Origin of the sequence: Agrobacterium tumefaciens (genome assembly GCF_005221385.1) — a bacterium.
Taxonomy (GTDB): Bacteria; Pseudomonadota; Alphaproteobacteria; order Rhizobiales; family Rhizobiaceae; genus Agrobacterium; species Agrobacterium tomkonis.
In genome coordinates this window covers 485,160-499,135 of record NZ_CP039904.1, presented here as the reverse complement: position 1 = coordinate 499,135, position 13,976 = coordinate 485,160, and the positions used below count along the sequence as shown (strand labels likewise).

At 60.2% G+C, this 13,976-nt stretch carries 12 protein-coding genes; 8 read left to right on the top strand and 4 right to left on the bottom strand.

Annotated elements, in window-relative coordinates; all coding sequences use genetic code 11:
- Positions 1-12: 12 nt before the first annotated feature.
- The 7 genes from CFBP6623_RS17445 (at position 13) to CFBP6623_RS17415 (ending at position 8,058) form a co-directional block, all read left to right on the top strand.
- Positions 13-1,017, top strand: coding sequence for an LLM class flavin-dependent oxidoreductase (locus CFBP6623_RS17445; protein WP_046801444.1), 1,005 nt, complete (start codon positions 13-15; stop codon positions 1,015-1,017).
- Between the two features lie 22 nt (positions 1,018-1,039).
- The gene (locus CFBP6623_RS17440) at positions 1,040-2,380 is read left to right on the top strand and encodes an LLM class flavin-dependent oxidoreductase (protein ID WP_046801443.1); all 1,341 of its coding nucleotides are present in this window, start codon (positions 1,040-1,042) and stop codon (positions 2,378-2,380) included.
- 81 nt (positions 2,381-2,461) lie between these two features.
- On the top strand, positions 2,462-3,649 hold the full coding sequence (locus CFBP6623_RS17435; RefSeq protein ID WP_046801442.1) for a M20 aminoacylase family protein: 1,188 nt from the start codon (positions 2,462-2,464) through the stop codon (positions 3,647-3,649).
- A 21-nt stretch (positions 3,650-3,670) separates the two neighbouring features.
- Positions 3,671-4,228: a GNAT family N-acetyltransferase gene (locus CFBP6623_RS17430; protein WP_046801441.1), complete on the top strand. Its 558-nt coding sequence runs from the start codon at positions 3,671-3,673 to the stop codon at positions 4,226-4,228.
- 12 nt (positions 4,229-4,240) lie between these two features.
- On the top strand, positions 4,241-6,043 hold the full coding sequence (locus CFBP6623_RS27210; protein ID WP_080842810.1) for an amino acid ABC transporter permease/ATP-binding protein: 1,803 nt from the start codon (positions 4,241-4,243) through the stop codon (positions 6,041-6,043).
- Between the two features lie 22 nt (positions 6,044-6,065).
- Entirely contained in the window at positions 6,066-7,004 is a 939-nt protein-coding gene (locus CFBP6623_RS17420) for an ABC transporter substrate-binding protein (RefSeq protein WP_046801440.1), read from the top strand.
- Positions 7,005-7,122: 118 nt separating this feature from the next.
- Complete coding sequence (locus tag CFBP6623_RS17415) at positions 7,123-8,058, top strand: ABC transporter substrate-binding protein (RefSeq protein ID WP_046801483.1); 936 nt, start codon at positions 7,123-7,125, stop codon at positions 8,056-8,058.
- Positions 8,059-8,144: 86 nt separating this feature from the next.
- On the opposite strand, the gene CFBP6623_RS17410 is transcribed toward CFBP6623_RS17415, so the two are convergent.
- A complete protein-coding gene (locus tag CFBP6623_RS17410) occupies positions 8,145-9,470 on the bottom strand; it encodes an NAD(P)/FAD-dependent oxidoreductase (RefSeq protein ID WP_046801439.1) in 1,326 nt (441 codons plus the stop codon).
- 232 nt (positions 9,471-9,702) lie between these two features.
- On the opposite strand from CFBP6623_RS17410, the gene CFBP6623_RS17405 reads away from it, so the two are divergent.
- Complete coding sequence (locus tag CFBP6623_RS17405; RefSeq protein ID WP_046801438.1) at positions 9,703-10,179, top strand: Lrp/AsnC family transcriptional regulator; 477 nt, start codon at positions 9,703-9,705, stop codon at positions 10,177-10,179.
- A 270-nt stretch (positions 10,180-10,449) separates the two neighbouring features.
- Here the strand turns inward: CFBP6623_RS17405 and CFBP6623_RS17400 are convergent, their stop codons facing one another.
- Genes CFBP6623_RS17400 through CFBP6623_RS17390 form a run of 3 tightly spaced genes read right to left on the bottom strand, consistent with a single transcriptional unit; the run spans position 10,450 to position 13,906 of the window.
- The gene (locus CFBP6623_RS17400) at positions 10,450-12,105 is read right to left on the bottom strand and encodes an ABC transporter ATP-binding protein (protein WP_046801437.1); all 1,656 of its coding nucleotides are present in this window, start codon (positions 12,103-12,105) and stop codon (positions 10,450-10,452) included.
- Positions 12,105-12,956, bottom strand: a complete 852-nt coding sequence (locus tag CFBP6623_RS17395) for an ABC transporter permease (protein ID WP_046801436.1) — start codon at positions 12,954-12,956, stop codon at positions 12,105-12,107. Before CFBP6623_RS17395 ends, CFBP6623_RS17400 begins: the two co-directional genes overlap by 1 nt.
- Complete coding sequence (locus CFBP6623_RS17390; RefSeq protein ID WP_046801435.1) at positions 12,956-13,906, bottom strand: ABC transporter permease; 951 nt, start codon at positions 13,904-13,906, stop codon at positions 12,956-12,958. Before CFBP6623_RS17390 ends, CFBP6623_RS17395 begins: the two co-directional genes overlap by 1 nt.
- Positions 13,907-13,976: the final 70 nt, after the last annotated feature.

Below are 13,976 nucleotides of genomic sequence, written 5' to 3'. Positions count from 1 at the left end.
ACGTGCGAGGTGATGATGTATACTCTCAGTTTGCTGGATAAGAGCCCCGTTTCGGCGGGTGAGGATGCGGCAGGCGCATTCCGCGACACGATCAATCTCGCCAGACGCGCCGAAGATCTGGGTTACCGTCGGTTCTGGGTGGCTGAGCATCACAATTCGCCGGAACTCGCGGGTTCCTCGCCCGAGGCGCTGGTGGCGTGGATTCTGGCGAAGACATCCCGCATCCGCGTCGGTTCAGGCGGCGTGATGCTGCAGCATTACAGCCCCTATAAGGTTGCCGAAGTCTTCAACGTGCTATCGGCGCTTGCGCCCGGCCGGGTCGATCTTGGCGTTGGCAAGACGCCGGGCGGTTTGCCGCTGGCAACCTCAGCCCTGCAGCAGGCTTATGACCCTGAGCGAAAGCCGGGTTTCGAGACAGCTTTCGGGGAACTCACCACATTCTTGTCCGGTGTCGCGCCGCAGGATCACGCGCAGGCCGGATTGCAGGCGACACCGGCGCCGCCGGTTGCAGCGGAGAGATTCCTGCTCGGCGCCAGCCCGGAAAGCGCAAGGCTCGCGGCCTCAAAAGGGTGGAACTTCGTCTTTGCCGGCCACCTCAATGGTGATCCGGAGGTTCTTCGCCGCAGCCTTTCGGCTTTCCGCGAGGAAAGCGGCGGAAACGCCCCGATCCTTGCCCTGTCGGCTTTTGCCGCGAGTGACCCTGACCATGCCGCAAGGCAGGTGGAGGGGCAGCGCATCTACCGGGTGTTTTTGAGCGATGGCAGGGCGTTCAACCTCGGCCGGCGCGAGCAGGCGGAAGAGTTCGCCCGCCAGTCCGGTGACAGCGATTATCGCATCGAGGAGCGCAAGCCCAACGTCCTGCATGGTGCGCCGGAAGATATTCACCGGGCGTTGCGTGCTCTTTCCGAAGAACACGGCATCGAGGAATTCATCATCGAACCGCCGCATGTGGGAGCCGATCAGCGGCTTGCCTCGATTGAACTCTTGGCCACGCATCGCCTTTCCCGGGCGGCGTGATCTTGTCCTCAGGAGAAATGACATGACGAGAAAGAAAATTCGTTTCGGCATCATGCTTCAGGGTCCCGGCGGGCATATGAATGCCTGGCGACACCCCAAAAGCCCGGTCGATGCCAGCGTCAATTTCGACTTCTTCAGGAAGACGGCGCTAAAAGCGGAAGCCGCCGGCATTGCCTTCGCTTTTGTGGCGGACGGGCTTTACATCAACGACAAGTCGATCCCGCATTTCCTCAACCGTTTCGAGCCGCTGACCATCCTTTCGGCGCTTGCCTCAGTCACCTCGAAGATCGGTCTCGCGGGTACTGTTTCGACCTCCTATAGCGACCCTTTCACGATCGCCCGCCAGTTCGCCTCGCTTGACCTGTTGAGCGGCGGCCGCGCCGGATGGAATGCCGTGACGACGCCGCTTGAAGGCACGGCGAAGAATTACAGCCGCAATCATCCGGAACATGCGCTGCGCTACGAGATTGCCGATGAATATCTCGAAGTCATCAAGGGGTTGTGGGATAGCTGGGACGACGACGCCTTCGTGCGCAACCGGGAGAGCGGACAGTTCTTCGAGCGCGACAAACTCCATACGCTCGGCCACAAGGGGCGGTTCTTCCAGGTGGAAGGCCCGCTGAACATCCAGCGTTCGCCACAGGGGCAGCCGGTGGTGTTTCAGGCCGGTTCTTCCGATGCGGGCATCGGCCTTGCGGGCAAACATGCCGATGCCGTCTTCACCAATTCCGCTTCGCTGGAAGAAAACCAGACCTTCCTCAAACGTGTAAAGCAGAGCGCGGTTGCGCAGGGCAGATCCGCCAGCGACGTGAAGATTTTCCCCGGCATCGGCCCGATCGTCGGCGAGACGCAGGAAGACGCGGAGGCGAAATATGACGTCATCCGCAACCTCATCACCATCGAGGACGCGCTTGCCTATCTCGGTCGCTTTTTCGACCACCATGATTTCACGGCCTATCCGCTGGATGAGCCTTTCCCCGAACTCGGTGATATCGGCAAGAACAGCTTCCGTTCAACGACCGACCGCATCAAGCGCCGCGCCAAGGAAAAAAACCAGACGCTGCGCGAGGCGGCGCTGGAGGCTGCAACCCCGCGCGAAGGCTTCATCGGCACGCCGGACAAGGTGGCGGATGAGATTATCCGCTGGGTGGAAAATGATGCGGCCGACGGCTTCATTCTGGGCTTCCCGGTGATTGCCGAAGGGCTGGATGATTTCATCCGCCTCGTCATTCCGGTGCTGCAGCGGCGCGGTTATTTCGACCCGCATCTGGAAGGGGCGACGTTGCGAGATCATCTCGGCCTGCCTTTCCGGGAAAGCGTCTATTCCAGCGGTGAAAGCGGCTCGAACAAGGCCATCGCATAAGGCTGCGGCCGGGCGACGAGGCCGCCGCCCGGCGGAGATTATAGGACGCCGCGCGCAAATGGCCGCGCAGGAGACAGAACCATGAATATCCGCATTGACGGCGCGCGTCCGCAGGACGACGCCGAACGGGCAATCCTTGCCTTCATAGAGGAGAGCATCGCCATCCGGCATGATCTCCACCGGCATCCGGAGCTGTCGCTCAAGGAAAAACGCACGGCGGCGCTCGTTGCGCGTTATCTGCTGTCTTACGGATATGAGGTGACGGAGGGTGTCGGCGGTTACGGTGTCGTTGCCACCCTGAAACGGGGCCATGGTGAAAAACGTCTTGGCATCCGCGCCGATATTGATGCGCTGCCAATTCATGAAGAGACAGGCCTTGCCTATGCCAGCGCAACGCCGGGCGTCATGCATGCCTGCGGTCATGATGGCCACACGACGATCCTGCTCGCGGCCGCCCGTTATCTTGCTGAAACTTCAAATTTTTCCGGCATCCTGACGCTGATCTTCCAGCCCGCCGAGGAGATCGGCGCGGGTGCGAGGGCGATGATAAAGGACCGGCTGTTCGAGCGGTTTCCCGTCGATGCGGTCTTCGGCCTGCACAATTGGCCGGGTGTGGAAACCGGACAGTTCGGTTTCGTCGAAGGCCCTGCCATGGCCTCCGTCGACAAGGCGCAGGTGCGGATCGTTGGCAAAGGCGGCCACGGTGCGGCGCCGCATGAGACGGTCGATCCGGTCCTCGCTTCGGCAAGCTTCATCACCGCCCTGCAGAGCATCGTTTCCCGCAACGTCGATCCGCGCGAAATGGCGGTGCTGACCGTCGGTTCCATTCATGGCGGAACCGCCTCCAACGTCATTCCCGAGAGCGTGGAATTGCAGATCACCGCCCGGGCTTTTTCACCCGCCGTGCGCGACAGGCTGGAAGAACGGCTTCCGGCACTCGCCAAAGCGCAGGCGGAGAGCTTTGGCGCCAAGGCGGAAGTTGCTTATTCCCGTGGTTTTCCGCCTGTCATCAATCACGCCGCGCAGACGGTTTTCGCCCGCGATGTCGCCAGACGGCATTTTCCAGCCGGGCAGGTCGCGGAAGGGTTTCAGCCGCGCACGGCGAGCGAAGATTTCGCTTTCATGCTGCAGGAGCGACCCGGCTCCTACCTCTTCGTCGGCAATGGCGACAGCGCGCCGCTGCACAGCCCTCACTATGATTTCAACGATGCGATCATTGCGCCTGCGGCACGCTTCTGGGTGCGCCTGGCTGAAGCATACCTCTCCTGACACGAAATTTAGGACAAGGACATGAGCGACAGTTTTTTCTACACATCGGTCAAGGATCCGCTCGCAACTCCGCTTCTGGAGGAGTTGCTGTTCGAATATGACAGCCGCTACGGCACGTTCTTCAATGCGGAAGGGGCAAGGGCGGAGCTGAACAAATATCCCCCGGAAGCCTTTAGTCCGCCATCCGGCAATTTCCTGCTGCTGCTGCGGGACGGAAAGCCGATCGCCGGCGGCGCTTTCATGCGTTACGACGAAGAGACCGCCGAGTTCAAGCGGGTCTGGACCCATTCGGCCCATCGTCGGCAGGGGCTGGCGAAGCTCGTGCTTCGGGAGCTGGAGCAGCAGGCAATCCGGCAGGGTTATGCCCGTGTTTATCTGACCACGGGGTTCCGCCAGCCGGAAGCCGTCGGCCTTTATCTCACCAATGGTTATCGCGCCTTGTTCGATACGGCGGCCGACCCTGAGACGATCAGGTCGCTGCCGTTCGAAAAATTTCTTTCCGATGCGGTTTCCGGTCCGGTACCGGACGGCGCGCCGATACCGGCCGTGCATCCGCAACCCTCTTCCGCCCATCCGTGAAAGGCTCTTTAGATGACAATAGCCTCTGATTTTCCGCATGTGGCGGTCAGCGAGAAGAAGGGCGAGCCGGTTAAAGGCGGTTACGGCCATTTCCGCATCGTTCCTGCCCGTTACCCCTTGCGCACCGTGGGCACGGTTTTTTCCGTCCTGATCATCGCGGCCGTGCTGCATTCCGTTTTCGGCAATCCACGCTGGGGCTGGGACGTTTTTGCCGAATGGTTCTTCGCCGAACCGGTGCTCGTTGGCCTTGGCCGGACATTGCTATTGACGGCGCTTGGCGCCCTGTTCGGTTTTGTTCTTGGAACGCTGCTGGCACTTGCCCGTGTGTCACGCTCGCCGCTGCTGGTTGCTGTCTCCTGGACCTATATCTGGATTTTCCGGTCGATCCCGCTGATCGTGCTTCTGCTGATCCTCAACAATCTCGGTTATCTCTATGAAACTGTGACGATCGGCGTGCCCTATACCGGCATCAACTTCTTCAGCTGGAATACGACGCAGCTGATGACGCCCTTTGCCGCCGCTGTGCTGGGCCTCACTCTCAATCAGGCGGCCTTTGCATCGGAAATCGTGCGAGGCGGCATCCTCTCGGTCGATCAGGGACAGCTGGAAGCTGCCGCCGCGCTCGGTCTTCCACGCAGGCGGCAGGCGTCCCGCATCGTTCTGCCGCAGGCCATGCGGTCCATCCTGCCAACGGCCTTCAACGACATCATCGGCCTCGCAAAGGGGACGTCGCAGGTATACATCCTTGCGCTGCCGGAATTGTTCTACACCATCCAGATCATCTATCGCCGCAATCTGGAAGTGATCCCGCTGCTGATGGTGGCAACCGTCTGGTATCTGGTGATCCTGACGGCGCTATCGATCGTTCAGCATCATATCGAACGGCATTTTTCCCGCGGTGCACTGCGCAATCCGCCGCCTTCGCTTTTCGCCACTGTCTACCGCACGTTCCTGCCACGCCGGGCAGCGGCGGAGCCGGCGGCCGTGGCGGCTGTACCTGCAAAGCGGGAAGCTTCGGTATCTGCGCATGCGGGAGGCTTCCGCATCGGAAATCGTGGCGGTTCGGTGAATATCCACGGTGTTTCCAAATCTTTCGGCACGCTCAAGGTGCTGGATGATGTCTCCCTTTCCATTCCGGCAGGCAGCGTCACCACCATTCTTGGCCAATCCGGTTCGGGCAAGTCCACCCTGCTGCGCTCCATCAACCATCTGGAGCGCGTCGATGACGGCTTTATCGCCATAGACGGCGAGCTGGTCGGTTATCGCCAGCAGGGCGATACGCTTTATGAGCTGAAGGAGCGGGAAATCCTCAAACGCCGCGTCGAAGTGGGCATGGTGTTCCAGAGCTTCAACCTGTTCCCGCATCTCACTGCACTTGAAAACATCATCGAAGCGCCGGTCGCCGTTCGCGGCATCTCGAAAGAACAGGCCGAGGCGGAAGCGCGCGATCTTCTGGCCCGTGTCGGCCTTGCAGAGAAGGCCAATTCCTACCCGCGTCAGCTTTCCGGCGGCCAGCAGCAACGCGTGGCGATTGCCCGGGCACTTGCCCTGCGGCCAAAGGTCCTGCTGTTCGACGAGCCGACATCGGCGCTCGACCCCGAACTGGTCAATGAAGTGCTTGACGTCATCAAGGAGCTCTCCCGCTCCGGCGTCACCCTCATCATCGTCACCCATGAAATCGGTTTTGCCCGCGAAGTCTCCGACAGGGTCGTCTTCATGGAACAGGGCCGCATCGTTGAAACGGGCACACCGGAAAAGGTGTTCAACAACCCTGAACATCCGCGCACAGCCGAATTCCTCGCAAAAGTTCTCTAATCATAACAAAGGAAACACTCACATGGCCTTTTCATCGAAATTATTGTCCCTGCTCGCCGGCGGTCTTTTCACCGCCACCACCGCGCTCATTCCTGCTGCGCATGCGCAGGAGGTCGATCTGTCGCCCGAACAGAAGGGCCGGGTGCGCGCCGAAAAGGTTGAGGAGGCAATCAAGCTTCTGCCGGCCGGCCATAAATTCATTGCCGATGGGAAGTTGACGCTCGCGACCGTGCCTTTCCGCCTGCCACTGGTCGATTATGCGAGCGACACTAAAACGCCTGTTGGCGTGGAGCCGGATATTGCCCAGCTGGTTGCCGACAGCCTTGGACTTGAACTTCAGCTTGTTCCGATTGCCTGGGCCGACTGGCCGCTCGGTCTCGCTTCCGGCAAATACGACGCCGTCGCATCCAACATCACGGTGACGGAAGCGCGCAAGGAGAAGTTCGATTTCTCCAGCTATCGCAACGATCTGCTCGGCTTTTATGTGGGCAACAACAGCAAGGTCAGATCAATCGGCAAGCCGGAGGATGTCGCCGGGCTGAAGGTGATCGTCGGCGCGGCCACCAATCAGGAGCAGATCCTGCTGAAATGGATCAAGGACAACAAGGCGAAGGGACTGGCCGACACCGAAGTGCAATATTATGACGATCAGGCCGTGCTTGACGTCGCCCTGCAATCCGGTCGCGCAGATGCCTATCTCGGCCCCAATGCCACCTCTGCCTTCCAGGCGGCAAGCCAGAAAAAGACGAAACTCGTCGGCACCTTCTCGGGCGGCTGGCCGGAAGCGGCGGAAATCGCCGTCGCTTCGAAAAAGGATGCCGGCATCGCCGAGGCCATCACCGCTGCGCTGAATGCCCAGATCAAGAACGGCAACTACGGCAAGGTTCTCGCTCGCTGGAATCTCGGCTCGGAAGCCATCACCGAATCCCGCACCAATCCGCCCGGCCTGCCCAAGAGCTGAGCGTGAAAAACCGAGTTCCCAAAAGCTGAGTCGAAGGTGGGACATCACTCAGCCGGTGGCGCGGGCATCCTCCCGCCCGCGCTACCTCCGTCCCGCAATCCTTTATCGGGAAATCATGATGACCTTCACCTCTCGTTTCGCCACGGCCGCGCTCGCCGCCTTTCTTTCCATCTCCGGTTTCGCCCCGGCTTTCGCAACCGATGTCTTCGATCTGTCACCGGATCAGCCCGGTCGTATCAGGGCTGAAAAAGATCCCGGCGCCATTGCCGCCGTACCGAAAGATTTCAAATTCGTCACGCCGGGTAAACTCACCGTCGCCGTTTCTCCCGGCGGGCCGCCATTGGCCACTTATGCGACGGATGCGAAGACCGTTGTGGGCGCAGACCCGGACTACGCGCTTGCCGTGGCCGATAGTCTCGGCCTTGAACTGGAACTGGTGGCCGTGGCCTGGGCCGACTGGCCGCTCGGCCTTGCCTCAGGCAAATATGATGCCGTCATCTCCAATGTCGGCGTTACCGAACAGCGCAAGGAGAAATTCGATTTCTCCACTTACCGCCAGGGCCTGCATGGCTTCTTCGTCAAGTCCGACAGCGGTATAACCTCCATCACCGAGCCGAAGGATGCGGCAGGTTTGAGGATCATCGTCGGTGCCGGCACCAATCAGGAGCGCATTCTGCTGAAATGGAGCGACGAGAATGTCACTGCCGGCTTGAAGCCGATCGAGCTGCAATATTACGATGACGAAGCCACGCGGCTCGTTGCCCTTTCAGCCGGTCGGGCGGATGTGATCGTCCAGCCGCATGCGCAGCTGGTTTTCATCGCCGCACGCGACAAGACTATCAAGCGTGTCGGAACCCTGTCCGCCGGCTGGCCGGAACGCTCCGACGTCGCCATCACCACCCGCAAGGGTTCGGGACTGGCGGATGCACTGACGCTTGCCACCAATGATCTGATCAAGAGCGGCGCTTACGCAAAAATTCTTGATCGCTGGCAGCTTGCGGAAGAGGCCCTGCCGGAATCGCGCACCAACCCACCCGGCCTGCCAAAAAGCTGACTGGTAGAAAAAATGCGGCGGACGGCAATATCCGCAGGTTCGCCTGCGGATATTGTGTTACGCGTCAATCGCGCAGCGCAGAAAACTCAGAAATCCGCGACCTTACCCCATGACGAACCCAGGAAACGGCTGGGGTGATAGGGAGCGGGATCAACGATCGGGTTTGAACCCGTCACAATATCCGCGATCAGATGGCCGGCACCCGGCCCGATGCCGAAACCATGACCGCTAAAGCCGGCAGCGAGAATGAAACCGGGCAATTCGCTGGTTTCGCCGATGGCGGGCACACCATCCGGCGTGCTGTCGATAAAGCCGGCCCAAGCGGCGGAAATCTGGGTTTTGCGAAGTGCAGGCAGAAGTTCCAGCGCTCGTCTATGGGTCTCGCGGATGGCGGCGGCATTGGGTTTCGGATCGAGAATGCGAACCCGTTCCATCGGCGTCGGCGCATCCAGCCGCCAGCGTTTCAGCGTCTCATGGCCGCCGCGAATGCCTTCCAGCCCGCCCGGCCTGAGGCTGCGCCAGCGCTTGAGGAACATCGGAATGAATTCGCGGGCAAAACGCATCTGCTGCGCCGTTGGGTCAATGCGCCCCAGCCCGCTGATGGCGAGCGTGTAACCGCCATCGTGCCGCTTCGTTGCCGAGACGGCGGCGGTGTGTAACGCATCCGGCAGGCCTTCCGCACCGGGCGTTACCGAGAGGATGGAGGAGCGGACCGAGGCCTGCGGAAAACGAATGCCAAGCTGGCGGCAAAAGGAAGACGCCCAGGCGCCGCCGGACATGATGGCCGTTTTGGTACGGATCGTACCTTTTTCGGTGACGACGGCGCTGACCCGACCGCCTTCGGTCTCAAGCCCGCGTGCGGCGCAATTCTGATGCACCGTGCCGCCGAGTTTGATGATGGCGCGCGCCACGGCGGGTGCCGCCATGGAAGGATCGGCCGTGCCGTCGGTGGGTGAGAAGACGCCGCCCTTCCAAAGTTTGCCCGCGGCGCGCCCGCGCTCGCTTGCCTCATCGGCGCTCAGCATATGCGTCGTCACGCCGGCGGTGAGGGCGAAGTCGCGCCAGCGCGCCCAGCCGGCAAGTTCCGCCTCGTTGTCGCTCAGGTAAAACAATCCGCAGCGGCGAAAGCCGGTGTCTTCGCCGCTTTCATTGGCAAATTGTTCCCAGAGCGCAAGACTCTGGGTCGAAATCGGCAATTCGCGCGCATCGCGGTTCTGCTGCCGGCACCAGCCCCAGTTGCGGCTGGATTGCTCAGCGCCAACAAGGCCCTTTTCCACCAGCGCAACTTTCAGGCCGCGCCGGGCAAGGTAATAGGCGGCGAATACCCCAACGATCCCACCGCCGATAATGACGGCGTCTGCGGCTTTCGGCAGCTCCGGCGATGTCGTGATCTGTTGCAGCGGGGCGGGCATGGGTCGGACTCCTTATATTCGTCCTAATTTACCTTGGCTGGCGTGTAAACGCTGCCAGACTGAGCGGTTTGCCGGAATCTCCTGCTGTTCGTGGCCATGTCTGCAACTCTTTATGCTGCATCAAAAAAACATGCTTACATCGACAGGGCACGTGCATGTGATAAGATTTCCACCGCAGCGTCAGAATTTTATGCCGCGCACTCGAAAAAACGAAAAAGGGGTTCCGCACGTGATGAAACTTGACCGGATCGATATCAAGATCCTCTACGAACTGCAGAAAAACGGTCGCATCACCAATGTGGAACTGGCGGAGCTTGTCAATCTTTCGCCCAGCCCCTGCCTGATGCGCGTCAAGAAACTTCAGTCCGAAGGTTACATCGAAGGTTATTCGGCGCAGATCAACATCAACAAGCTCGGCCAGACGCTGACGGTCTTCACCGAAATCACGCTCAAGAACCACCGCCAGATCGATTTTGCCCGCTTTCTCGGCGTTGTCGAAAAGATCGATCAGGTGGTGGAATGCCATCTCGTTTCAGGCGGTTACGACTACCTGCTGAAATTCGTCACGTCAGGCATCGTTGAATATCAGTCGATCATGGAGCGGCTGACGGATATGGATGTCGGCATCGACAAATATTTCAGCTTCGTGGTGCTGAAATCGCCGATCACCAAATCGCATATGCCGCTGACCAGCCTGTTTCCGCTCTGAGCGGCAGGAAGTAGCGCGTTAGAGAGTCGCCAGAATGTGGAGCCTTGTTCATACTCGACGTCATCCTCGGGCTTGTCCCGGGGATCTGCAACGCATTGGCTTTATTCAGCGTGATTAGATCCTCGGGACAAGCCCGAGGATGACGTCGAGAAGATCCGCGCCCTTGCTCATACTCTTCGAGGGTACTGCAATCTGCCCGAGAAATTTAATACGGACAGCAGTGGGTAGGCCCGAGCATGGTGGAGGAGAGATACTCAGCTTTTTTCAGTCTCACCGCTTGGAAAACGCCCGCACCAGCTCCGCATCCTGCTGAAGATTGTCGAGCCATGTCGGATCGAGTTTCGGCACTGAGGAGAAGAGCAGCTTCGAATAGGGATGGGTGGGTGATTTGATCGCTTCCGTTTCCAGATGCTCCACCTTCTGGCCGCCATACATCACGACGATTTCGTCGCAGATTGTCTCAACCACCGAAAGATCATGGCTGATGAAGATGTAGGAGAGGTTCAGTTCCCGTTGCAATTCTCCGAGCAGATCAATGATCGCGGCTGCGACGACCGTATCGAGTGCCGAGGTGATTTCATCGCAGATGATGAGCGATGGTTCGGCCGCAAGCGCGCGGGCGAAATTGACACGTTGCTTCTGCCCGCCGGAAAGGCCGGAGGGATGGCGGTGGCGGACCGAGCGCGGCAGCTTCACCATATCGAGCAGCTCATCGATCCGCGCATCCCGGGCCTTACCTTTCATGCCGTGATAAAAGGTCAGCGGCCGGCCGAGAATATCTTCGATGGGTTTTGCCGGATTGAGTGCGGTATCGGCATATTGGAACACGATCTGCATTCGGCGCAGCTGGTCGCTGGTGCGCCGGCGTGCATCGGCATCGAGTTCGCGGCCTTCGAAGATGACATGACCGCTTGCTGCTGGCAGGATGCCGGCAATGGCGCGCGCCAGGGTGGATTTTCCGCAACCGGATTCGCCGATGATGCCAAGATTACGGCCGGGATAGACCGCAAGGCTTACGGAATCCACCGCACGCACCAGCGGCATGTGGTCCTCGCCTTTCGTGCCATAACCGGCGATCAGCTGGTCGATATCGAGGAGCGGTGTCGCCTCATTTTTCGTGAGCGGCGTCACGACGCGCACCTTGTCGTTAAAGGCGGTCAACAATTCGCGGGTATAGGGGTGTTGGGCATTCTCAAGAATATCCTTGGTCGTGCCGGTTTCCTGAACCTCGCCGCCTTTCAGCACCACGATCCGGTCGGCGATCTGCGCGACGACGGCAAGGTCGTGCGAAACATAGACGCCGCCAATGCCGCCCTTGCGCATCGCCGATTTGAAGGCACGCAGAACCTCGATCTGGGTCGTCACGTCAAGTGCGGTCGTCGGTTCGTCGAAAATCACCAGTTGAGGATTGCCGATCAGCGCCATGGCGGCGGAGAGGCGCTGCAGCTGGCCGCCGGAAACCTGATGCGGGTAACGTTCGCCGATGGTTTCGGGATTGGGCAGTGACAATGCCTTGAAAAGCTCGACCGCTTTTTTACGCGCCTCCTGAGGCGGCATAAGATGGTGGATGCGGGTGACTTCGATGACCTGATCGATGATTTTCTGCGCCGGGTTGAATGCGGCGGCCGCACTCTGTGGCACATAGGATATTTTCGTGCCGCGCACCTTGGCGCGCTCGGCTTCGGACAGTTGCACCATGTCCCGGCCTGCCACCGTGACGCTGCCGTCGGAAATGCGGCAGCCCGGTCGTGCATACCCCATCAGGGTCAGTGCGATGGTGGTCTTGCCGGAGCCGCTTTCGCCGATCAGCGCGACGATTTCGCCCTCGGCGATATCGATGTCTACACCCTTGATGATGTCGATGCGGCGGCCGGAATCGGTGGTGGCTTCGACCTTAAGTCCGCGGATTTCAACGAGATTGTTCATTATTCGCTCCTGTCGCGGATTTTCTGCGGCAGATTGTCGATCAGCAGGTTGACGCTGATTGTCAGGCTGGCAATGGCCAGCGACGGAAAGATGACGGCCGGCGCGGCAAAGGGCAGGCCGCCGATGTTTTCACGCACCAGCGCCCCCCAGTCGGCGTTCGGCGGTTGCAGGCCGAGACCGAGGAAGGACAGGCCAGATAGAAGCAGCACGATGAATACGAAACGCACGCCGAGATCGGCAAGTACGGGACGGACGATGTTCGGCAGGATTTCGGAGCTGATGAGATAGAGCAGGCTCTCGCCGCGGACGCGCGCGACCGTGACGAAATCCATGGTGTTGACATTGACGGCAAGCGCCCGGGCGAAACGATAGGCGCCAGGCGTATAGATGACCGACAGCGTGACGATGAGCACCGGAATGGACGAGCCAACGGCGGCGACGACCACGAGGCCGAAAAGCTTGCTCGGAATTGAGTTCACCGCATCGAGGAAACGGCTGAGTGCCGCATCGAACCAGCCGCCGACGACGGCGGCGCACATGCCGAGCACGACGCCGCAGGTGCAGGCGATGGTGACGGCGGCGAGCGAGATGCCGACCGTGAAACGCGCGCCCATGAGGATGCGGGAGAACACGTCGCGGCCGAGATAATCGGAACCGAGCCAGAGATCCGACGTCATCGGCCCGAAGTAATCGAGATCAACGATTTCACCCACCGGATGGGGAATGAGATAGGGCGCGAAGATCGCGACCATGGCCCAGAGGAAGATGACGAGAAAGCCGAAAACGCCGACTGCGTTGATCTTGTAACCCAAACGCGAGGTCCCCGAAGTTGTTTTGATATTGTCGGCCATCAGCGCAGCCTCGGATTGGACATGATGGCGATGATATCAGCCGTCGTGATGAGGAGGAGATAACCGACGCAGAAGATCATCGCGCAGGTCTGGATCAACGGCAAATCGCGGGTAGCGACGCCATCGACCATCAGCTTGGCGATACCAGGATAGTTGAAGATCGTCTCGACGATGATGACGCCGCCGACAAGGTACGAAAGCGACAGCGCCACCGCATTGACGATGGGGCCGAGCGCATTGGGAAGCGCGTGGCGCAGCACGATACGCATGCGCGGCGCACCCTTCAGAAGCGCCATTTCGACATAAGGCGTATCAAGCGTCTCGATGACGGCGGCGCGGCTCATACGGATCATCTGTGCAGAGACGACGAAGGTAAGGGTGATGACGGGCATGGCGTAAACGCGCAGCACATCGAATAGCGTGTGAACCTCGCTGACCAGCGACAGCGCCGGCAGCCATTTCAGATAAACCGCAAAAAGCAGGACGGCGAGCGTGGCGATCATGAATTCCGGCACCGAGATGACGCCGATGGTCAGCACCGTGACGACGCGATCATAGAGTGTTCCGCGCAGCATGGCGGAGCTGATGCCGAGGGTGAGCGCCAGCGGCACGGCGATGAGTGTGGTGATGCCGGCCAGCTTCATGGAGTTGATGAAGCGCGGGCCGATGAGATCGGCAATCGCCATGTTGTTGGCATAGGAGGTGCCGAGTTCGCCGTGCAGCAGGCCGAAAACCCAGCGAACGAACCGCAGCAGGGCGGGATCGTCGAGATGCATGGCCGTGCGCAGGCCGGCCACGGCCTCCGGCGTTGCCGCCTGACCGAGAAGGATCGTCGCCGTGTCGCCGGGCAGCAGGCTGGTGGCGGAAAAGACGATAAATGACACGATCAGCAGCGTCGTCAGCATGACGACCAGCCGCCGGGCGACAAGGGACAATATCCGGCTGTTCATTCACATGCTCCTGCGACCTGCCTGATTGTGGAGGCTTTCCGCACCGGCGGAAAACTTGGCCGGGCGCTGT

Bases quoted from the DNA above. Each gene is read 5' to 3' on its own strand.
- CFBP6623_RS17390 (WP_046801435.1), bottom strand. From the start codon at position 13,906: ATGAACAGCCGGATATTGTCCCTTGTCGCCCGGCGGCTGGTCGTCATG.
- CFBP6623_RS17405 (WP_046801438.1), top strand. From the start codon at position 9,703: ATGAAACTTGACCGGATCGATATCAAGATCCTCTACGAACTGCAGAAA.
- CFBP6623_RS17430 (WP_046801441.1), top strand. From the start codon at position 3,671: ATGAGCGACAGTTTTTTCTACACATCGGTCAAGGATCCGCTCGCAACT.
- CFBP6623_RS27210 (WP_080842810.1), top strand. From the start codon at position 4,241: ATGACAATAGCCTCTGATTTTCCGCATGTGGCGGTCAGCGAGAAGAAG.
- CFBP6623_RS17435 (WP_046801442.1), top strand. From the start codon at position 2,462: ATGAATATCCGCATTGACGGCGCGCGTCCGCAGGACGACGCCGAACGG.
- CFBP6623_RS17410 (WP_046801439.1), bottom strand. From the start codon at position 9,470: ATGCCCGCCCCGCTGCAACAGATCACGACATCGCCGGAGCTGCCGAAA.
- CFBP6623_RS17420 (WP_046801440.1), top strand. From the start codon at position 6,066: ATGGCCTTTTCATCGAAATTATTGTCCCTGCTCGCCGGCGGTCTTTTC.
- CFBP6623_RS17445 (WP_046801444.1), top strand. From the start codon at position 13: ATGATGTATACTCTCAGTTTGCTGGATAAGAGCCCCGTTTCGGCGGGT.
- CFBP6623_RS17415 (WP_046801483.1), top strand. From the start codon at position 7,123: ATGACCTTCACCTCTCGTTTCGCCACGGCCGCGCTCGCCGCCTTTCTT.
- CFBP6623_RS17400 (WP_046801437.1), bottom strand. From the start codon at position 12,105: ATGAACAATCTCGTTGAAATCCGCGGACTTAAGGTCGAAGCCACCACC.
- CFBP6623_RS17395 (WP_046801436.1), bottom strand. From the start codon at position 12,956: ATGGCCGACAATATCAAAACAACTTCGGGGACCTCGCGTTTGGGTTAC.
- CFBP6623_RS17440 (WP_046801443.1), top strand. From the start codon at position 1,040: ATGACGAGAAAGAAAATTCGTTTCGGCATCATGCTTCAGGGTCCCGGC.